The sequence below is a fragment of the Flavobacterium dankookense genome (assembly GCF_004362665.1).
Lineage (GTDB): Bacteria > Bacteroidota > Bacteroidia > Flavobacteriales > Flavobacteriaceae > Flavobacterium > Flavobacterium dankookense.
The window spans coordinates 72697-94609 of record NZ_SNXR01000014.1; the positions used below are offsets into that span (position 1 = coordinate 72697).

General features: G+C 32.6%; 21 protein-coding genes. 16 read left to right on the forward strand and 5 right to left on the reverse strand.

What is annotated here, in order from left to right:
• Positions 1-9 precede the first annotated feature (9 nt).
• Both BC748_RS08825 and BC748_RS08830 read right to left on the reverse strand, forming a co-directional pair.
• The gene (locus BC748_RS08825) at positions 10-2499 is read right to left on the reverse strand and encodes a DUF5686 and carboxypeptidase-like regulatory domain-containing protein (protein WP_133533394.1); all 2490 of its coding nucleotides are present in this window, start codon (positions 2497-2499) and stop codon (positions 10-12) included.
• Between the two features lie 50 nt (positions 2500-2549).
• Positions 2550-3527, reverse strand: a complete 978-nt coding sequence (locus BC748_RS08830; protein ID WP_133533127.1) for a pyruvate dehydrogenase complex E1 component subunit beta — start codon at positions 3525-3527, stop codon at positions 2550-2552.
• Positions 3528-3768: 241 nt separating this feature from the next.
• Between BC748_RS08830 and BC748_RS08835 the strand changes: the two genes are divergently transcribed.
• The 5 genes from BC748_RS08835 (at position 3769) to BC748_RS08855 (ending at position 8310) form a co-directional block, all read left to right on the forward strand.
• Entirely contained in the window at positions 3769-4515 is a 747-nt protein-coding gene (locus tag BC748_RS08835) for an electron transfer flavoprotein subunit beta/FixA family protein (RefSeq protein WP_133533128.1), read from the forward strand.
• 93 nt (positions 4516-4608) lie between these two features.
• Entirely contained in the window at positions 4609-5577 is a 969-nt protein-coding gene (locus BC748_RS08840; RefSeq protein WP_133533129.1) for an electron transfer flavoprotein subunit alpha/FixB family protein, read from the forward strand.
• A gap of 273 nt (positions 5578-5850) precedes the next feature.
• Positions 5851-6477: a bifunctional nuclease family protein gene (locus BC748_RS08845; RefSeq protein WP_133533130.1), complete on the forward strand. Its 627-nt coding sequence runs from the start codon at positions 5851-5853 to the stop codon at positions 6475-6477.
• A gap of 43 nt (positions 6478-6520) precedes the next feature.
• A complete protein-coding gene (locus tag BC748_RS08850) occupies positions 6521-7345 on the forward strand; it encodes a thymidylate synthase (RefSeq protein ID WP_133533131.1) in 825 nt (274 codons plus the stop codon).
• 2 nt (positions 7346-7347) lie between these two features.
• Positions 7348-8310: an endo alpha-1,4 polygalactosaminidase gene (locus BC748_RS08855; RefSeq protein WP_133533132.1), complete on the forward strand. Its 963-nt coding sequence runs from the start codon at positions 7348-7350 to the stop codon at positions 8308-8310.
• Positions 8311-8377: 67 nt separating this feature from the next.
• Here BC748_RS08855 and BC748_RS08860 read toward each other — a convergent pair whose 3' ends face one another.
• Complete coding sequence (locus BC748_RS08860) at positions 8378-8674, reverse strand: isoamylase early set domain-containing protein (RefSeq protein WP_133533133.1); 297 nt, start codon at positions 8672-8674, stop codon at positions 8378-8380.
• A 238-nt stretch (positions 8675-8912) separates the two neighbouring features.
• Here BC748_RS08860 and BC748_RS08865 point away from each other — a divergent pair, with 238 nt between their 5' ends.
• The 4 genes from BC748_RS08865 to porT are packed head-to-tail and all read left to right on the forward strand — an operon-like array spanning position 8913 to position 11213.
• A complete protein-coding gene (locus tag BC748_RS08865; protein ID WP_133533134.1) occupies positions 8913-9248 on the forward strand; it encodes a 2TM domain-containing protein in 336 nt (111 codons plus the stop codon).
• Positions 9248-9733, forward strand: a complete 486-nt coding sequence (locus BC748_RS08870; RefSeq protein WP_133533135.1) for a dihydrofolate reductase — start codon at positions 9248-9250, stop codon at positions 9731-9733. Before BC748_RS08865 ends, BC748_RS08870 begins: the two co-directional genes overlap by 1 nt.
• A 27-nt stretch (positions 9734-9760) precedes the next feature.
• On the forward strand, positions 9761-10492 hold the full coding sequence (gene ubiE / locus BC748_RS08875; protein WP_133533136.1) for a bifunctional demethylmenaquinone methyltransferase/2-methoxy-6-polyprenyl-1,4-benzoquinol methylase UbiE: 732 nt from the start codon (positions 9761-9763) through the stop codon (positions 10490-10492).
• A gap of 16 nt (positions 10493-10508) precedes the next feature.
• Positions 10509-11213, forward strand: coding sequence for a type IX secretion/gliding motility protein PorT/SprT (gene porT / locus BC748_RS08880; RefSeq protein ID WP_133533137.1), 705 nt, complete (start codon positions 10509-10511; stop codon positions 11211-11213).
• Here the strand turns inward: porT and BC748_RS08885 are convergent.
• A complete protein-coding gene (locus BC748_RS08885) occupies positions 11200-11937 on the reverse strand; it encodes an RNA methyltransferase (protein ID WP_133533138.1) in 738 nt (245 codons plus the stop codon). The genes porT and BC748_RS08885 overlap by 14 nt on opposite strands.
• Before the next feature lie 25 nt (positions 11938-11962).
• Here BC748_RS08885 and tamL point away from each other — a divergent pair, with 25 nt between their 5' ends.
• The 5 genes from tamL (at position 11963) to BC748_RS08905 (ending at position 17675) form a co-directional block, all read left to right on the forward strand.
• Complete coding sequence (gene tamL / locus BC748_RS08890) at positions 11963-14545, forward strand: translocation and assembly module lipoprotein TamL (RefSeq protein ID WP_162846439.1); 2583 nt, start codon at positions 11963-11965, stop codon at positions 14543-14545.
• 63 nt (positions 14546-14608) lie between these two features.
• The gene (fbaA, locus tag BC748_RS08895) at positions 14609-15676 is read left to right on the forward strand and encodes a class II fructose-bisphosphate aldolase (protein WP_133533139.1); all 1068 of its coding nucleotides are present in this window, start codon (positions 14609-14611) and stop codon (positions 15674-15676) included.
• A gap of 84 nt (positions 15677-15760) precedes the next feature.
• Positions 15761-16615, forward strand: coding sequence for an acetyl-CoA carboxylase, carboxyltransferase subunit beta (gene accD / locus BC748_RS08900; RefSeq protein WP_133533140.1), 855 nt, complete (start codon positions 15761-15763; stop codon positions 16613-16615).
• Positions 16616-16747: 132 nt separating this feature from the next.
• Positions 16748-16909, forward strand: coding sequence for a hypothetical protein (locus BC748_RS14190; RefSeq protein ID WP_162846440.1), 162 nt, complete (start codon positions 16748-16750; stop codon positions 16907-16909).
• A gap of 307 nt (positions 16910-17216) precedes the next feature.
• Entirely contained in the window at positions 17217-17675 is a 459-nt protein-coding gene (locus tag BC748_RS08905) for a hypothetical protein (protein WP_133533141.1), read from the forward strand.
• 167 nt (positions 17676-17842) lie between these two features.
• Here BC748_RS08905 and BC748_RS08910 read toward each other — a convergent pair whose 3' ends face one another.
• Complete coding sequence (locus BC748_RS08910; protein WP_133533142.1) at positions 17843-19099, reverse strand: ABC transporter permease; 1257 nt, start codon at positions 19097-19099, stop codon at positions 17843-17845.
• Between the two features lie 162 nt (positions 19100-19261).
• Here BC748_RS08910 and purH point away from each other — a divergent pair, with 162 nt between their 5' ends.
• Both purH and BC748_RS08920 read left to right on the forward strand, forming a co-directional pair.
• Positions 19262-20794, forward strand: coding sequence for a bifunctional phosphoribosylaminoimidazolecarboxamide formyltransferase/IMP cyclohydrolase (purH, locus tag BC748_RS08915; RefSeq protein ID WP_133533143.1), 1533 nt, complete (start codon positions 19262-19264; stop codon positions 20792-20794).
• Between the two features lie 55 nt (positions 20795-20849).
• Positions 20850-21878, forward strand: coding sequence for a rod shape-determining protein (locus BC748_RS08920; protein ID WP_121312631.1), 1029 nt, complete (start codon positions 20850-20852; stop codon positions 21876-21878).
• Positions 21879-21913: the final 35 nt, after the last annotated feature.

Here is a 21913-nt window from a genome sequence, read left to right on the forward strand (position 1 = left end):
ACATTCAGATTAAAAATAAAACCCAAACGAGCCTTTGATTGTAAAGTTATTTGTATCTGGAACATCGCGATAATTTCCGCGCCACGCAAAATCAATTCGCAACACTTTAAAAATATTTCCAATTCCAGCGTTGTATTCCCAATAAGGTTTTTCAGGTGATTGATATAGTAATCCAGAAGCATTAATTGCTCTATTTTCATCTGAAACGGTTCCATAAACACCTTTGATACCTATAATTTCTCTTAGGTTTAACTTTCTCAAACCAGGAATTCTAGCAAATATTTTTCCATTGAAATTATGTTGCCAATTGATGGTTGCATATTCATCGGCTACAAACTCATAAAAATTAAGATTATTAAATGTATTTTCTATGATAAAATACGTTTGATTACCGGGAACAACGCTCATTAATCCGAGAGGAATTTGACCAAATGTTTTACCTAACTCCATTGTTACATTTGAACGACCAATAGCACCAATTATTATTGGTTGTTTATAGTATAATTGAACTTTTTGATAATCGAAATCACTACTTATAAATCCTTTCAATCCTTGACTATAATTAATGAAGAAACGACTATATGGACTATCAACTTCTCTTCTTTCTACACCATATCCAATTGTTTTTCGTTTTGGAGTATATTCGACTTGAAGATTGATTTCAGACTGTTTTACTTCGCTATTTGTAGTTGTAAAAGTGTCATCATTAAAGTAGTTTAGACTAAAAGTGTTAGACGCCGATTCTAAAGTTCGATAGGAAAAACCAAGTTGCATGGTTAGGTTTTTGACTGGTTCAATCTCTGCGGCTATGGTACTCAAATTAATATTCGTCAATTTTCCGTTTGCTCCAGTTGTAAAAAGTCCTGACGAAGCATAACTTCGTCCTAAAACATCATTGGTTGTTGTTAAACTTGCACCTATCTGTTCAACATCACGACGATTTCCTCCTGAAAGAATAAGTCTATTTTTCTTATCAACCATCCATTTTCCTGAGATTCCATATTTAAACTTATGATCATCAAATCCATAAGCAGTATATCCTTGCAATCGCCAAGTATCGTTTGGTCCAAAATACGTTCTTCCTCCAACACGAACTCGAACACCTTCCACTTCATTATAACCAAAAGTGGAAAAAATTGGTCCATAATCAAAGTTGTTTAACTCAACATAACCACTACCTAGAATTGAAACCAGATTATACATTCGTTGGAATTTCTTTACCGTCTTAAGTGTATCAAGCATTTTATAAATCCCAAGTTCGTCTTTGTTTAATTTTTCAAAACGATTTTCTTGCCAAAATTCATCTGTTTTATTGTAAACCGAATTGTCTATAAAATTGATTTCTTCTTTATAAAATTTCTCTGGTTTCTTTTCGTCAAATTTAAAATTTTGATACAATGTTGTTCGTTTTCCATAAATTCCTTTTGATTCTTCTTTTTTGCGCAAAGCAAAATCAGACATCATATAATCTCTAGTTGGCAAGAAAATAGAATCGTTAAGCACTTCAAATTCTTGCTCTAAATAAATGTCTTTCACCCAGTTTATATTAGCACTTTTGGTAATAGCCATGTTGATTTTTTTTATGGCAAACGTAGAATCGTTAACCCAAAAATCTCCTTTAAAAGTCAACTCATTTTTCCTCCTTGGATAAAAAACAATATTGTAACACCATTTATTGTCTATAAAAGCGGTATCGGCCAAAACATAATTATAAACATCTATTCCTGTTCTTGAAAGCGGACTTGTGAAACTCTTATCAAAAAAATACAAGTAATTATCATAAATATCGAAGTCATTGTATAAGTCTTTAATAAAAGTATTTACGCCATCACCATTTCCTAAACCAGAGTTTTTATTTGCTTTTAGAATTTCTTTTGTTTTCTTTGTTTGATTGTCACCATAAACTTCTGAAATTGACTCGTTGATGAAGATTGGTAAATAGGTCTTTCCTGTTACACTTGATGTATCAACGTTTTTGAAGACAAACTCCATTCCTTTGAAAAGTTTACTCTTCATCATGGCACTATCGATAGTGTTCATATCAAACTCTACTTTTTCGTATTTGTCATACTGATATTGTTTGAACATTTTCAGTCCATTTTTTCGTCGCCTTTCCCAAATTTTTCGAAGAATATCTAATGCCGGATTATTCTTCTTAGACGTTTTTCCAGCAAAAATCACAACTTCTTTTAAATTTCTTCCCTCGCCTTCACTAAGAACAACTTTAAAATCATAATTCACTAATTTGGTTAGCTTCACTTCTTTGGTTGGAAAACCAACAAAAGAAACTAATAATACGTCATAATTATCAGGTGCTTCAATATAAAAACGTCCATCTTCATTAGAAACAACTCCAATTTTTGAACCCTTAAAAACAACGTTAGCAAAAGGAATTGGTTGATTGGTATTATCAACTATAGTTCCACTAACTTTGGTTTGGGCAGAAAGAAAATTTACCGAAACAAAAAACAAAATAAAAGATAGAATAAAATTTTTCATAGGCATAAAAAAACCACGCAAAGCGTGGTTCAAATATAGTAAGTTTATTATTATCTATACATAACTTTTTTAACTGCTTTTACAACATCTTGAGAATTTGGCAACCATTCTTTCAATAATGTTGGAGAATAAGGCGCAGGAGTATCAGCTGTAGTAATTCTTTGAATTGGCGCATCAAGATAATCAAACGCTCTTTCTTGAACCATATAAGTTATTTCTGAAGCTACTGAAGCAAATGGCCAAGCTTCTTCAAGAACAACTAAACGGTTTGTTTTTTTTACCGAATTGATAATTGCATCATAATCCATAGGACGAACGGTTCTTAAGTCGATAATTTCACATGAAATACCTTCTTTTGCTAACTCTTCAGCAGCAATGATGGCTTCTTTGATGATTTTACCAAAAGAAACAATTGTCACATCAGTTCCTTCTCTTTTAATATCTGCAACACCAAGAGGAATAGTGTAATCTCCTTCTGGAACTTCTCCTTTGTCACCATACATTTGTTCTGACTCCATGAAAATAACTGGATCATTATCACGAATAGCAGCTTTCAACAAACCTTTTGCATCATAAACTGTAGATGGAACTACTACTTTTAAACCTGGTGTATTTGCAAACCAGTTTTCAAAAGCTTGCGAGTGCGTTGCTCCCAATTGTCCAGCAGAAGCTGTTGGACCACGAAAAACCATCGGCATTGGAAATTGTCCTGCCGACATTTGACGCATTTTAGCAGCATTATTGATAATTTGGTCAATTCCAACTAATGAAAAGTTAAACGTCATGTATTCAACAATTGGACGACAACCATTCATAGCAGAACCAACTGCAATTCCAGCAAAACCTAATTCAGCAATCGGAGTGTCAATAACTCTTTTTGGACCAAACTCATCAAGCATTCCTTTTGAAGCTTTGTAAGCACCGTTGTATTCGGCAACTTCTTCTCCCATTAAATATACTGATTCATCGCGACGCATTTCTTCACTCATCGCTTCGGCAATTGCTTCTCTAAATTGTATCGTTCTCATATAATGATTGTATTACTGTCTGTAAATTTTGAAACGCAAAAATAAAAATTAAAAGTGATAAAAAAACAAATTAAACTATAATTAATGTATCGCTTTTCAAGAGTTTAATTTGAATTTAACCGAAACGAAATTCACAACAGCTACGAAATCGATTGAAAATTGAAAAAATAGTATGCAAGCATACAAAAATTAGAAATATATTTTATACTTTTACGGGCAGAAAATTTTTAATCAAAATATAATGAAAATATTAGTTTGCATCAGTCATGTACCTGATACTACTTCAAAAATCAACTTCGTCAACGGCGATTCAGAATTTGACAACAATGGGGTTCAGTATGTAATCAATCCTAATGACGAATTCGGATTAACAAGAGCCATTTGGTTTCAAGAGCAACAAGGCGCAAACGTAACTGTTGTAAACGTTGGCGGTGCTGATACAGAACCAACACTCAGAAAAGCTCTAGCCATTGGTGCTAACGAAGCTATACGTGTAAACGCAGCAGCAACAGATGGTTTTTTTGTAGCAAAACAATTAGCCGAAGTAGTAAAATCTGGAAATTATGACTTAGTAATCTGTGGAAAAGAATCCTTAGATTATAATGGTGGAATGGTTCCAGGAATGCTTGCAGGGTTGTTAAACTACAATTTTGTAAATTCGTGTACTGATCTTAAAGTCGATGGAACTTCTGCAAAAGCATCTAGAGAAATCGATGGCGGAAAAGAAGTAATAGCTGCTTCACTTCCTTTAGTTATTGGAGGACAAAAAGGTCTTGTTGAAGAAAAAGATTTACGTATTCCAAACATGAGAGGAATCATGACAGCAAGAACAAAAGCATTAACAGTTCTTGAACCAGTTTCAGCTTCAGTTGAAACAAAAGCAGTGAAATTTGAAAAACCAGCTCCAAAATCAGCAGTGAAATTATTTTCTGCAGACGATTTAGACGGATTAGTTAATGCATTACACAACGAAGCAAAAGTAATCTAGTAAAACGATTAATTTTTAATGATTAAATATTAATCAATAAAAATCAAATTCAAAAAATTAATCATTTATAATTAACATTTAAAAATTAAAAAAATGTCATTATTAATATATGCAGAATCAGCCGACGGAAAATTCAAAAAAGTAGCTTTTGAATTAGCATCGTATGCAAAAAAAGTAGCTGAATCATTAGGAACAACAGTTACAGCTGTAACAGTAAACGCTTCAGATGTTTCTGAATTATCAAACTATGGTGTAAACAAAGTTTTGAAAGTAACTAATAGCAAATTAGACAACTTCAATGCCAAAGCCTATGCCGATGTTGTAAAACAAGCAGCACAAAAAGAAGGCGCAAAAGTAATCGTACTTTCTTCAACAACTGACAGCTTATATCTTGCGCCATTAGTAGCTGTAGGATTAGAAGCAGGATTTGCATCCAATGTGGTTGAATTACCTGTTTCAACATCACCATTTCAAGTAAAAAGAACCGCTTTTTCTAATAAAGCTTTCAATATTACCGAAATCTCAACAGATGTAAAAGTAATTTCTATTGGAAAAAATTCATTCGGATTAGTAGAAAGCTCATCTTCACTAACTGAAGAAGATTTCACACCAACATTAAACGATGCAGATTTCAACGTAAAAGTAGAATCAGTAGAAAAATCAACAGGAAAAGTTACCATTGCCGATGCAGACGTTGTAGTTTCTGGCGGTCGTGGACTAAAAGGTCCAGAAAATTGGGGAATATTAGAAGAATTAGCATCCGTTCTTGGTGCAGCAACCGCTTGTTCAAAACCAGTTTCCGACTTAGGTTGGCGACCACATAGCGAACACGTTGGACAAACAGGAAAACCAGTAGCAACCAATTTATACATTGCCGTAGGAATTTCTGGAGCAATCCAACACATTGCTGGAATCAACTCATCAAAAGTAAAAGTAGTCATCAATTCCGATGCTGAAGCACCTTTCTTTAAAGTGGCTGATTATGGAATTGTAGGTGATGCATTTGATATTCTTCCAAAATTAACCCAAAAGTTAAAAGAATTCAAAGCAAGCAACAGCTAAAGATAAAACTAACTCTAACCCGAAAAACTATCTGAAAAACATTTTTTTAGGTAGTTTTTTTTATTTTAAGAAGCGAAACTTTTTTGTTACTTTGCAGTCCATTTTCCTGCTATCCGTTGCAATCTTTCTTTTTCGATAAAAAAGAAAGGATTTTCACTGCTATCAGGGCTAAAAGACGAACTGTATTGAATAGAAATCAGTTTTTCAAAAGAAATTTATATAAACTAAGTTAATTGAGGATGAGATTGCTTCGTGCCTCGCAATGACAAAATAATGAGTTTAGTAAAACTAACCATAAAAGGAATATCATACAGTCAAACGCAAAATGGCGCGTATGCTTTAATATTAAACGAAGTTGACGGCGAAAGAAAACTGCCAATCGTCATTGGCGCATTCGAAGCACAATCAATCGCTATAGCACTTGAAAAAGAAATCAAACCGCCAAGACCACTAACACACGATTTATTCAAAAGTTTTGCCGACCGTTTTGACATCGTAGTAAAACAAGTGATTATTCACAAATTGGTTGACGGCGTTTTCTACTCAAGCATAATTTGCGAAAGAGACAAAATAGAAGAAATCATTGATGCCCGAACTTCCGATGCTATCGCTTTAGCATTGCGATTCAACGCACCAATTTTTACCTACAAAAACATTTTAGACAAAGCTGGAATTTATTTAAACAACCCAACAGAACTAGAAAATTCCAATGAAGATGATGATGGCGTGCTTTCTACTCCAGAAACATTTGGATTAGACAGCGAAGGAAAAGAACCAAGCGGAGGTTATTCAAAATTAAGTCTGTCCGAATTGCATGCACAACTAGAATCAGCAGTTCAAGACGAGGATTATGAAAAAGCAGCACGCATAAGAGATGAAATTTCTAAACGTGAATCATAACTTTTAAACTCATCAACTTTTAACCTTTCAAACCTTTTTCAAAGTGAAACAATACCACGATTTAGTAAAGCACGTTTTAGAAAACGGAACCCAAAAAGGCGACCGAACTGGAACAGGAACCAAAAGTGTTTTTGGCTATCAAATGCGTTTTGACTTAGCTGAAGGTTTCCCGATGGTTACTACCAAAAAACTACATTTAAAATCAATCATTTATGAACTATTATGGTTTCTAAATGGCGATACTAACATCAATTATTTAAAAGAAAATGGTGTTAAAATTTGGGATGAATGGGCTGATGAAAACGGCGATTTAGGTCCAGTTTATGGTCATCAATGGCGCAATTGGAACAGCGAAGAAATTGACCAAATCACGGAATTAATTGATACTCTAAAAAACAATCCAAATAGCCGCAGAATGCTAGTTTCCGCATGGAATCCATCTGTTCTTCCTGACACTTCAAAATCATTTTCAGAAAATGTTGCCAATGGAAAAGCAGCTTTGCCACCATGTCACGCTTTCTTTCAATTTTATGTAGCCGACGGAAAATTATCGTGTCAGTTATACCAACGAAGTGCTGATATTTTTCTTGGCGTTCCTTTCAATATTGCTTCATATGCTTTGTTTACTATGATGATTGCACAGGTTTGTAATTTACAAGTTGGCGAATTCATTCACACTTTTGGCGATGCCCATATTTACAATAATCATTTTGAACAAGTAGAATTACAATTGTCTCGCGAACCAAGACCTTTGCCAAAAATGATTTTAAATCCTGAAGTAAAAAACATTTTCGACTTCAAATTTGAAGATTTCACCTTAGTTGATTACAATCCACATCCACATATAAAAGGTGAAGTAGCCATTTAATCATGAAAAAGATACTATTATTGGTTGTTGGGTTGTCACTTATTTTAGGACTAACTTGTAATTCAAGTGTAAAAAAACCAATAGAGAAAAGTCCGAATAACGCAGCTGAGAAAATGCAAAATTTCGTTATTAAAATTTCAAAATTTGCAAAAAAAAATAATCCCAACTTTATTATCATTCCTCAAAATGGAGAAGAATTGGCATTTACAAAAGCCGATGTCAGCAAGAAAATAAATGAAAATTATCTCAAAGCAATAGATGGATTTGGAATAGAAGAATTATTTTATAATGAAACCTATAAACCCAATGAGTATCGAATTGAAAATCTTCGGAAGCTCAAAAATCAAAAGCCAGTTTTTGTTTCGGAATATGTAACTGATGACAAATTAATTCCTGAAACTATTGAAAAAAATTCGACAGAAGGATTCATTAGTTTTGCAAGAAATAAAGACAATTATCATTATTCAATTATTCCATCAAAAGTCAATAATGAAAATCAAGATAATATTGAAAAGCTAAATCAAGCAAAAAACTTTCTATATCTTATTAATAACAGTAATTATAGTTCAAAAAAGGAATTTTTGACAGCTATTGCAAACACAAATTACGATGTGGTTTTTATTGATTTGTTTTTCAACAAAGCTCCATTTTCTAGCGAAGAGATTAAAAGTATTCAAACAAAAGCCAATGGTTCAAAACGTTTGATTATTGCTTACATGAATATTGGAGCTGCAGAAAAATATCGTTATTATTGGCGTAAACATTGGACAATTAATGATCCATCATGGTTAAAAAAGAAATATGATGGCTATGAAAATGAAGTTTGGGTTGAATATTGGAATGAAGAATGGCAAGACATTATTTATGGAAATGACGACTCATATACAAGAAAAATTATTGATGCTGGTTTTGATGGTGTTTATTTAGACAATGTTGAAGCCTATTACTTCTTAACAAACGATTAATTATTAAAAGTAAAAAATCCGTTATAATTAATTTATAACGGATTTTTCAAACTAAAAACCAATAAAACTAAACAGTTACCACACTGTTTTCTGCTCCAGCAAAATCGTTATAAACATAACCATCTGCTTCTGGATCGTTGATATATGAACCATCAATTACATACTTAAATTCATAAGTAGCATCTTTTGGAACTTCAAAAAGACCTTTAAATGTACCGTTTTTTAATTTAGACAATTCACCTTCAGTTGGATTCCAATTATTGAAATCTCCAATTACTGCAGCTGTATTTGCTTCTTTAGCCTCGATTGAAAATGTAACTTTACAAACAGGCTTTGTTTTTATAAATTGTTTTTTAATGGGCATAACTAATTCATTTATAGATTAATGACGCAAAGTAAAGCAATAGTTTAATATCTTTTACAACTAAAGACATTTTTAGGATTTTGACAAAAAGCAACCCTAATTTTCATAAGATTGTCAATTTTACTGCTTAATTATTTAGCATACTTAATTAAGAAAACGTTTTCTTACTACATTATCTCAAAATCTAATTTCGTTATTTTGAAAATAAATTTTACCTTTAAACCTCAATTTTAGTCATATGGAAAGAGATCAACACGAAATTTATGAATATGCAAGAAATAGAATTAAACAAAAGAAACGTTTATACTTTCATTTTATAACATTCATTCTAGGCAGTTTATTCTTTTACATTGCCAACATTTGGTTATCCCTTTATCCCGAAATAAAATGGTGGATTTGGGCAGCTACTATTTGGGCTTTTCTTTTTATACTTCACTTTATAAAAGTATTTATAACCGATAGTTTTATGAATAAAAACTGGGAAAGAGAGCAAATTGACAAATTAATGTTAAAGCAAAACAAAAAAATTGAGCAACTAAAAAACAATATAGATAACGCCAAACCCACAATTTAATGATAATTCTAATTGCTGCCATTAGCAAAAACAACGAAATTGGAAAAAACAACCAACTATTATGGCATTTACCAGACGATTTTAAAAGATTTAAAACCTTAACAACTGGTCATTACATAATTATGGGAAGAAAAACTTTTGAAAGTTTCCCAAAACCATTACCAAATAGAACACACATTATAATTTCACGTCAAAAAAACTATGAAGTAGAAAATTGCATCGTTGTTTCTAGCTTGGAAGAAGCGATAAAAGTATGTCCAAAAAACGAGGATATTTATATTATTGGAGGTGGCGAAATCTACAAACAATCGATTGATTTTGCTGATAAATTAGAAATTACAGTTGTCGACCACAATTTTGAAGCTGATACTTTTTTCCCAGAAATTGATGAAAATAAGTGGAAAATTGACTTTGAAGAATTTCATCCAAAAGACGAAAGACATCTTTATGATTTTACGTTTCTCACCTATATACTAAGGAAATAATGAATTATATTTGTCAAAAAAAATAGAATGTCTAAAACGGTTTTACCATACAAAAATTCTTCGCTAGGAAAAAAAGAACAAGTCACCCAAATGTTTGATAACATCTCTGGTAGCTATGATGACCTCAACCGAGTTATTTCTCTAGGAATTGATGTCAAATGGCGTAAAAAAGTAATTGAAATTGTTGCAAAAAACAACCCTGAAACCATCTTGGATATTGCAACAGGAACAGGCGATTTGGCTATCATGATGACGAAAACATCCGCAAAAAAAATTGTTGGTTTAGACCTTTCAGCAGGAATGCTTGACATTGGTAAACAAAAAATCGCCGCAAAAAATTTATCTGATAAAATAGAAATGATTCAAGCAGATAGTGAAAACATTCCTTATCCAGACAATCATTTTGATGCCATAACCGTTTCTTTTGGTATTCGAAATTTTGAAACTCTTGAAAAAGGTTTAGCAGAAATCTATCGTGTTTTAAAACCAAATGGAACTTTTGTAATATTGGAAACATCGGTTCCAACCAAATTTCCTTTCAAACAAGGTTATGCATTTTATACTAAATTAATCCTTCCTTTGATTGGAAAAATGTTTTCTAAAGATAAGAATGCTTATGGTTATCTTTCAACTTCGGCGGCCAATTTTCCATTTGGCGAAACGTTAAACAATATTTTACGTAAAATTTCGTTTATAGATTGTGTAGCATTGCCTCAAACATTTGGAGTGGCAACAATTTACACCGCTACAAAAAAATAATTGAAGTTTTGTTGACATGAGAAAAGTCTTTTTTTTAGTTTTTTTATCTCTTAGTTCCCAATTGAATGCTCAATTTGGTAAAAGTCTTTTTTCTAAAGATCCAATTGTGAATCTTGAAAATTTTGACAGACAGCGTGTGCATTGGGGTTATTTTTTAGGATTCAACAGTTATGATTTCAAAATGGATTATAAAGATCCAGATAAAAGCATCGACGTTCTAGGACAAACAGGATTTAATGTTGGTTTGGTTGGAAATCTTCGTTTGCATGAATATATCGATTTGCGTTTTGAGCCTGGTTTATATTATGCAGGACGAACATTGACGTATTCTGGTTTTTCAAATGATAGAGATGGAATTAGAGAAGTAAAAGCTACTTATATTCATTTTCCTTTGTTGCTTAAGTTTTCTTCTTTACGCACTGGAAATGTTCGACCTTATCTTGTTGGTGGTGTTTCTACCACTTTAAATCTTTCTAGTAATTCCAAATCTAAAGATGATAACTCGGAACAAAAATTTAGAGTAAAGCCGTGGTCTCAAAACTATGAACTTGGTTTCGGAATTGATTTATACTTTGAATATTTCAAATTTTCACCTTCAATCCGAGGTGTATTTGGTTTTAACGACGAATTGATTAGAGATGATGACCCGAATAGTCCATGGACAGGAAACATTCAATCAATGAAAACTCGTGCCGTTTTAATCAATTTTACTTTCCACTAGAACTTCTTCTAAATTCGCTTAAAACTATTGCTGTTGCTGTAGCTACGTTTAAACTTTCCGTTTTTTGTAGATTTCCAAAACGCGGAATTGCAATTCGGTTCTTGACTAATTTTTCAATTGATTTTGAAATTCCGTTGGCTTCATTTCCTAAAATTATAATTCCTTCATTGGGTAATTCTTCTTCATAAATGTTTGATCCATCCATAAAAGTTCCAAAAATGGGCAAAGTAGTTTCACTGATAAATTTTTCTAAATCCAAATAATTAAGTTTCACTCGAGCTATTGAACCCATTGTTGCTTGAACTACTTTAGGATTGTATAAATCGACCGTTTCTTTAGAACAAACAATTTGCTCAATTCCAAACCAATCACACAATCGAATTATAGTTCCTAAATTTCCTGGATCGCGAATATCATCAAGCGCAACGAATAATCCAGCATTTATTAGCTGTTCTTGCTTCGGAATTTGAAAAACAGCCAAACAACTACTAGGCGTTGATAAGGCAGTTATTTTTTTCATTTCAACTTCAGAAACTACTGATTTGTTAGTAATTGAAAAAGAATTAAAACTTTCTTCGGTTGCATACAAATGTTCTAGCACAAAATTTGATTGTAGTAATTCTTGAATTACCTTTACACCTTCAGCTAAGAAAAGTTGATTCGCTAATCGATTTTTTTTCAGGTGAAGACCATTTATCAACTTTATTTGGTTTTTACTAACCATAAATAGTGTATTTTTGAATTTATATATGTCGCAATCTTTGAAACCTAATTCTACAAAAATATTATTATTTATTCTATTTGGCTTACTTCTTTTTAGTTGTAATACAACAAAAAGAGTTCCCAATGGAAAAAAGCTACTTTTAGACAATAAAATAGTGGTTGATGGCAGTAAAGAAAAAAGCGAAGAAGTAATTAATCAATTATATCAAAAACAAAACACAGCTATTCTTGGCTATCGTCTTCGATTAAATATTTACAATCTTGCCAAACAAAAAACAGATTCAATCTATAAAGCAAAATTCATCAACAATCCCAAAAAATATGCTCGAAAATCAAAATGGTTATCGCGCAAGCAAGTAAAGCGACTTGGTCAATCTTTTTGGTATTCAGGTATTCATAATTTCCTCAGAAAAACAGGTGAACCACCAGTAATTCTCGATACTGTAAGCACAAAAAAATCTATAAAACGATTGAAGTCTTACTATTTTAACAATGGCTATTTTGATGTAAATGCCACCTTTAAAATAGACTCTGTTGCGGCAAAAAAAGCAAAAATCAATTATTCGATTACCAAAGGAAAACCTTCTATTTTAGACTCAATAAAATCAAAAATAACGAGCAGACCGCTTGATTCTATTTATCAATTGAGAAAAAATAATTCGTTCATAAAACCAGGCGATCAATTCAATACCAAGTCTTTTGATGAAGAAAGAAAGAGAATTACAAACGATTTTAGAGATAACGGTGCTTTTTACTTTCAACAAAATTATGTGAACTTCAATTTAGACACACTTCAAAGAAAGCAAAGTCCAAAAGTTACTTTAAACATTGGTGATCAAACCATTCGAACGGAAGATAGTCTTAAGAAAGTACCTTTTAAACTTTATAAAATTAATAAAGTAAATGTTTATACTGACCATTCTAACAACAGTAATAAAATTACAATAAATGACAGTGTCACTTATAAAGACTTCACTATTTATAGCGAAAACAAATTAAAATACAGACCAAAAGCATTGACAAATGGAATATTTGTAAACAAAGGAAATTATTTTTCGGATACAAAAAACGTTTTGACTTCTAGGTATTTGAGTAATTTGAAGGTTTTCAATTATCCATTAATTCAATATGAAGAAGATAAAAATGATCCAGAAGGTTTGATTGCCAATATATTTTTAACTCCAAAACAGAAATATACTTTTGGTTTTTCTACCGATTTTACACATTCTAACATTCAAGAATTTGGTATTTCTGGAAACACTTTTTTAACTATTCGAAATGTATTTAATGGAGCCGAAACCTTTGATATTGGTTTTAGAGGAAATATTGGTTCATCAAAAGATTTAGCCAATGCAAACGATAGTTTCTTCAACATCTCTGAAGTTGGGGTTGATGCTCGATTGAATTTTCCACGATTATTGCTTCCTTTTAATACGGATAGAATCATTCCAAAAACCATGATTCCTTATACCACTTTTAGTGTTGGTTATGCCAAACAACGAAATGTAGGTTTAGATAAACAAAATTTTACAAGTTCACTTTCCTATAATTGGACACCAAAAAGAAACACAACTTTAAAGCTAGATTTAATCAATATTCAATTTGTAAAAAACCTAAATCCATCAAATTATTTCAATATTTACAAATCATCTTATCGTGCTTTAAATGATATTGCTGAAAATTATCCTGTAAACCCAGAGTATTTAGTAGATACTGACGGCGATTTAATTGGCGATGGTGATTTGATAATTGAGGATGGTGTTTTTGGATTTTATAGAGATGTTTTTGGTGAAAACCCAATTATACCTATCACAGAAAATGATGCAAAATCGCTTCGTAGTATTATTGAACGTCAAGCTCGTTTGACCGAGAACAACCTAATTTTTGCATCAAACATTGCTTTTTCTAAAACATCTAAAAAAGATTTATTAGACAATGATTTCTATATTTTCAAAGCCCGATTTGAATCAGCTGGAAACCTTTTATCACTTCTTGCTCGTGCTTCAAAACAACTGCAAAATCAAGGTGGCGCAAACACGATTTTTGATGTTGAATTTTCACAATACCTAAAAACAGAAGTTGAATTTATCAAACATTGGACTTTGTTCAAAAAAACAGTTTTTGCGATGCGAAGCTTTGCTGGTATTGCTATTCCTTATGGAAACTCTGAAGACATTCCTTTCTCTCGAAGTTATTTTGGTGGTGGATCAAATGATAATAGAGCTTGGCAATCCTACAGTCTTGGTCCTGGAGCAAGTGGCAGTATTTTGGATTTTAATGAAGCCAATATGAAGTTAGCTTATAGTGCCGAATTGCGTTTTAATCTTTTTGGACAGTTGAACAGTGCCGTTTTTGCAGATGTTGGAAACATTTGGAACGTTCTAGATAACACTACTACAGAAACAGCAATTTTTAGAGGATTAAAATCATTAGAAAACACTGCAATCGGAACAGGATTTGGATTTAGATACGATTTCAACTTCTTTGTGGTTAGAACTGATTTTGGTTTTAAAACCTATAATCCAGCTCGACCAGAAAACGAAAAGTGGTTTAAAGAAATGCGCTTTGACAAATCGGTATTAAATATTGGAATAAATTATCCTTTCTAAAATTAGAAATTATTATTTTTGCATTCCGAACAATCGGGATTAACTTTTAAACAAAACAATACAATGGCGCACAATATCAAACCTGGAGTTGCAACTGGCGATGAAGTTCAAGCAATTTTTAACTACGCAAAAGAAAAAGCATTTGCTCTACCAGCAGTAAACGTAATTGGTTCAAGTACTATCAATGGCGTTCTGGAAACCGCAGCAAAACTGAATGCTCCAGTGATAATTCAATTTTCAAATGGAGGCGCAGCATACAACGCTGGGAAAGGTTTGTCTAACGAAGGTCAAAAAGCAGCTATTCTTGGTGGAATTGCTGGAGCAAAACATGTTCATACTTTGGCGGAAGCTTATGGCGCAACTGTAATTCTTCATACTGATCATTGTGCAAAAAATCTTTTACCATGGATTGATGGTTTATTAGATGCTTCTGAAAAACATTTTGCAGAAACAGGAAAACCATTATTTTCTTCGCACATGATTGATTTATCAGAAGAACCATTACATGAAAATATCGAAATCTGTAAAGAATACTTAGCTCGAATGAGCAAAATGGGTATGACTTTAGAAATCGAATTAGGAATAACTGGTGGTGAAGAAGATGGCGTTGACAACTCTGACGTAGATAGTTCAAAATTATACACCCAACCAGAAGAAGTAGCTTATGCTTATGAAGAACTAATGAAAGTTTCTCCTAAATTTAGTATTGCTGCAGCTTTTGGAAATGTTCACGGTGTTTACAAACCAGGAAACGTAAAATTAACTCCAAAAATCTTGAAAAATTCTCAAGATTATGTTCAAAATAAATTCAACACAGGTCACAATCCAGTTGATTTTGTTTTCCATGGTGGTTCAGGTTCTACAATTGAAGAAATTAGAGAAGCTATTGGTTATGGTGTAATCAAAATGAATATTGATACTGACTTACAATTTGCTTTCACAGAAGGTATTCGTGACTATATGACTTCAAAAATTGATTACTTAAAAACTCAAATTGGTAGTCCAGAAGGAGCCGATTCTCCTAACAAAAAACATTACGATCCAAGAAAATGGATACGTGAAGGCGAAATGACTTTCAACAAAAGACTGGAACAAGCATTTGCTGACTTGAATAACGTAAACACATTATAATAATTTAGAATTTAGAATTTAGAATTTAGAACTTTTGTTCCTCTAATTCTGAATTCTGATTTCTGACTTCTAACTTCAAGAATTATGGCTTGGTTTAAAAGAAAAGAAAAAGGTATTACTACTGCAACTGAGGACAAAAAAGATGTTCCAAAAGGTTTGTGGTATAAATCGCCAACAGGGAAAATTATCGATACCGATGAATTAGCACGAAATCTTTGGGTTAGTCCAGAAGATGATTTTCATGTTAGAATTGGCAGTAAGGAATATTTTGAAATCTTGTTTGACAACAATGAATTCAAAGAATTAGATGCAAAAATGACAGCCAAAGATCCTTTAGGATTTGTGGACACTAAAAAATATTCGGATCGATTGAAAGACGCCATCGAAAAAACAGGATTGAAAGATGCTGTTCGAACTGGCGTTGGAAAATCTAAAGGAAAAGATTTAGTGGTTTGTTGTATGGATTTTGCCTTTATTGGTGGTTCGATGGGTGCTGTTGTTGGAGAAAAAATTGCACGTGGAATTGATTATGCTATCAAAAACAAAACACCATTTGTAATGATTTCAAAATCGGGTGGAGCGAGAATGATGGAAGCTGCGTATTCATTAATGCAATTAGCTAAAACCTCTGCAAAATTGGCTCAATTGGCCGAAGCTAAAATTCCTTATATTTCCTTGTGTACCGATCCAACAACGGGTGGAACAACTGCTTCGTATGCGATGTTAGGTGATATTAATATTTCTGAACCTGGTGCATTGATTGGGTTTGCCGGACCAAGAGTTGTTCGTGATACTACAGGAAAAGATTTACCAGAAGGTTTTCAAACGGCTGAATTTGTTTTGGATCATGGTTTTCTAGATTTTATTTCCCACAGAAAAGAATTGAAAGACAAAATAAATCTATATATCGATTTGATTTTAAATCAAGAGGTTCGCTAGTTAGCGTTTTACTTCTACCCTATTATAAATTAACCCATTGCATTAGCTCTGGGTTTTTTTTGTATTTTATTTTTTGCTTTTAGTTTTATATTTCATTGAGTTTGTTCTGAAACGGCGGTTGCAAAGATTGAATTGGCGGACGGAATAATTGAAACGGTGGATGTAAGTTTTAGAATGGCGGATGCAAACTTTGAAACCGCGGACGCAAAATTTGAAACTGCGGACGGAAGTTTTGAAAGGCGGACACAAACATTGAAATTGCGGACGGAAGTTTTAAAATGGTGGACGCAATAATTGAAAAGTTGGATCAGAGTTTTATAAAAAAGGTTGACTACTTTAAAAAAAACTTAAACACTGTGGAACTAAAATGATAGTAATTTTTGAATATATTTGAAATACATTTAATTAAATGCGTAAAGTCTTTAAACTTTAGACAATCGAATTTATTGCACAAAGTCAAGACATTTGAGTAGTGTAGTACTAAAAATAAACTTTAAGGAACTGGAAAACCATCTTCCCAAAGAAGTTTTACCAATATATTTTCAAATGCTATATCACCAATTCCTTCTGCAATTATTCAAGTTACAATAAAACAAATATCATGTTTAAATATAAATCAACACCAGTAATACTATTAATTCTAATATCTCTTTTTTTTACTTTTATTTATTTTGTTAATAAATCAAGTAATGTAGAAGTAAAAAAGAACAAAGAGTTAATGAAAAACAATATTGAATTCTCTGGAATAATAACAAATATAAATATCTCTAATAATCACGCATTTGGTATTATGCAGTTGAAAATTGATAAAACAAATAAAGCAAAATTTAATCCAATTGCGGATGATAAACTATTTCCTTATGCAATTAATGATTCTATAGCAGAAATTTATCATTTTATTCCTTTAGAATTAAAAAAAGGTTATAAAGCAATAATAAAATCTAACTCCAAAATTATATCATTTTATGATAAAGATAAATTTTTGTTTGAATGGGAAATATCTATAATTAGTTCCGAAACTGATAAAAAATTCGTAAAGGAAAATACTATCATAAAATAAGTTAAAGTACCAAAGTGGTAATGTATCAAAGTTAGTTATGAAAGAAACCAAGAAAAAAAATGGAAAATCAATTAGCCACTATGGAAGTGGAAATCCTCGCAGAGATTGGAACGAACAGCGGGAAAAAGGATAGCATGAATGCGCAAGCGATTCGCTCCTAAAATTGATTACATTCCACTACGGATAGCTTCAACAGGATCGAGTTGTGAAGCGGAAATAGCAGGAAGTATTCCAGAAATAAGTCCAATAACCGCAGCAAGACCTGTTCCGAGAATTATATTACCAAGACCTAGAACAAATTCGAAATCTAAAACACTGCTGAGTATCATTGCTATTATCCAAACTAGGAATAACCCAATCATTCCTCCTATTACACAAAGAATTATCGCTTCGAAAAGGAACTGAAAAAGGATAAATTTGTTTTTTGCGCCAAGCGATTTTTGTATCCCAATTAAGTTGGTTCGTTCTTTAACAGACACAAACATAATATTGGCTATTCCAAAACCGCCAACGAGCAATGAAAAACCACTAATCATCCATCCGCCAGCTTCTAACGAACCAATAACTCCATCAATCATATCGGTAAATCCTGAGAGAATGTCTAAAAAGAAATTGTCAATTTCTCCTTGCTTTACGCCACGATAATTGCGGATTTTTTGTGTTATTTCACCTTTTACGGCATCAACATCTGCTTCTTTTTCAGGTTTTATTACAATAACTGGTAGAAAATTTTTACCATTATCTCCAAAAAGTCTTCTTAAAAAGTTCACAGGTAAAAAGACAGAGTCGTCATCACTATCACCTAAACCCATGCTTTGTCCTTTTTTCTTGGTAACACCAATTACTTTTAGATTTTTTCCATAAATTCGAACCGATTTACCCACTGGATCTATATCGCCAAACAAACCTTCTGCAATGGTATATCCTAAAACAATTACACCACTTGCCGCATTTGACTCGGCTTCGTTAAAAAAACGACCGTTGTTGATTTCCATTCTTTGAATATCGGCAAATTCATGAGTTACAGGAACAACATTCAAATCGGACACGGTTTTACCTTCGTATTTTATACTTTCGCGAGAGAACATAAAATACTGATAACAAAGGTTTTCGACATTTTTTAAGTTGTTCTTAAGGTATTGAAACTCTTCATAATTGACTTCTGGAAATTGCTCTCGTTTCCAATATGGAATTTCGGAAGGACCAAAAGGTTGACTCTTCAAATACATAGTATTTTTATCTAAGGAACTTAAATCAGCTTTTATTTTTTTATCCAAAGAGTCAACTGCAGCAAGCACTGCAATGATGGAAAATATACCAATTGTTACTCCGAGTAGTGACAACATTGTGCGCAGTTTGTTGTTTCGCAAGGCATTCATTGCAAATCCAAAACTCTCTTTAAGTAGCCGAAAATATAGAATCATTTGTACTTATTTATGGATTGGTAAATTTCAAAAAAAATAGTTAGAAAATAAGCTTTTTATCGCATTAAATGATTGGTATGTCTTTTATGAGAAATGTTACAAAAGTTCTTTGTCATTTGATGCTAAAAAAACTACTTTTGTGCGCTTAATCACAACTACAAAATGAGTACAACAAAAACTATTAAATCGGCACTAATTTCTGTCTTTTCTAAAGATGGATTAGAACCAATTGTTCGCAAACTACACGAACAAAACGTAACGCTATATTCTACTGGCGGCACAGAAGAATTTATCAAAAACCTAGGAATTCCAGTAGTTCCTGTTGAAGAAGTTACTTCATTTCCAGAAATTCTTGGTGGACGAGTAAAAACATTGCACCCAAAAATTTTTGGTGGTATTTTAAACCGTCAAGATAATGCTTCAGACATAGCTGAAATGAAGGATTTTGAAATTCCTCAAATTGATTTGGTTATTGTTGATTTATATCCTTTTGAAAAAACGGTTGCCTCTGGCGCAAGTGAAGCCGATATTATTGAAAAAATTGATATTGGTGGTATTTCATTAATTCGTGCTACTGCAAAAAACTTTAAAGACACTGTTATTGTTGCATCAGTTAATGAATATGCTTATTTGCTGGAATTAATTTCAACACAAAATGGCGAAACAACCCTAGAACAAAGACGTTTGTTAGCAACGAAAGCATTTAATACTTCATCTCATTACGATTCCGCTATTTTTAATTATTTCAACCAAAATCAGGAAGAAACGGTTTTGAAAATTAGTGAACAAAATGGTCAAGTACTTAGATATGGTGAAAATCCACATCAAAAAGGATTTTTCTTTGGTGATTTTGAAGCGATGTTTACCAAATTGCACGGAAAAGAATTGTCATACAACAATTTATTAGACGTTGATGCAGCAGTAAATTTGATTTTAGAATTCAAAGAAAACGAACCCACTTTTGCTATTTTAAAACACAACAACGCTTGTGGATTGGCTACAAGAAGTACAATGAAAGAAGCTTATTTAACGGCATTAGCTTGCGATCCAACCTCGGCTTTTGGTGGCGTTTTAATTGCGAATGGAACAATTGACGAAGCCACAGCAATTGAAATTAATTCGCTTTTTTGTGAAGTGGTTATCGCACCAAGTTTTGACGAAAAAGCCATTACTATTTTATCTGAAAAGAAAAACAGAATTATTTTGGTTCAAAATGAAGTTGCTTTACCTCAAACTAATGTGAGAACTTGTTTGAATGGTGTTTTAGTTCAAGAAAGAAATAACATTACGGACAATAAATCACACCTAAATTACGTTACTACTATACAGCCAACGGAACAAGAAATAGAAGATTTATTATTTGCCTCAAAAATTTGTAAAAACACTAAATCAAACACGATTGTTTTTGCAAAAAATGGTACATTAGTTGCCTCAGGAACTGGACAAACCTCTCGTGTGGATGCATTGAAACAAGCAATTGAAAAAGCAACAACTTTTGGATTTGACTTAAAAGGTGCTGTGATGGCAAGTGATGCTTTCTTTCCGTTTCCTGATTGTGTAGAAATAGCTCATAATGCTGGAATAACTGCCGTAATTCAACCTGGCGGTTCGATAAAAGACGAATTGAGTATTAATTTTTGCAACGAAAATAAAGTTGCAATGGTATTTACAGGAACACGTCATTTTAAACATTAATTTGTTTAACTTTGTACGTTAAAATTTTATAAACATTTAAACCCTTAAAAGCAGTATGGGATTTTTTGATTTCATGACCGAGGATATAGCGATTGACCTTGGTACAGCCAACACACTGATAATTCACAATGACAAAGTTGTAATTGATAGTCCATCAATTGTAGCACGCGATCGAATATCGGGAAAAATTATAGCTGTTGGTAAAGAAGCCAACATGATGCAAGGTAAAACCCATGAGAATATAAAGACAATTCGACCATTGAAAGATGGCGTAATTGCAGATTTTGATGCGTCTGAAAAAATGATTTCGATGTTTATCAAAAGTATTCCAGCTTTAAAGAAAAAAATGTTTACTCCAGCATTGCGCATGGTAGTTTGTATTCCATCTGGAATTACTGAAGTAGAAATGCGTGCGGTAAAAGAAAGTTGTGAACGCGTAAACGGAAAAGAAGTTTATCTAATCCACGAACCAATGGCTGCTGCTATTGGTATTGGTATTGATATTATGCAACCAAAAGGAAACATGATTGTAGATATTGGTGGTGGAACAACTGAAATTGCCGTTATTGCCTTAGGCGGAATTGTTTGTGACAAATCAGTAAAAATTGCTGGTGACGTTTTTACAAACGATATCGTGTACTACATGAGAACACAACACAATTTATTTGTTGGAGAAAGTACAGCAGAGAAAATTAAAATTACAATTGGTGCTGCTACTGACGATTTAGAAACTCCACCAGATGATATGTCGGTTCAAGGTCGAGATTTATTGACTGGAAAGCCTAAACAAGTTGAAGTTTCTTATCGTGAAATTGCCAAAGCTTTAGATAAATCTATTCAACGTATTGAAGATGCCATCATGGAAACGTTATCACAAACGCCTCCAGAATTAGCTGCCGATATTTATAACACTGGTATTTATCTTGCTGGCGGTGGATCGATGTTGAGAGGTTTGGACAAACGTATTTCTCAAAAAACCGATTTACCCGTTTACATTGCTGAAGATCCATTAAGAGCTGTAGTTCGTGGCACAGGAATGGCACTTAAAAATATTCCTAAGTTTAGAAGTATACTTATAAAATAAATAATTTCAATCTTTAAATTCCAAATTCTAAAATA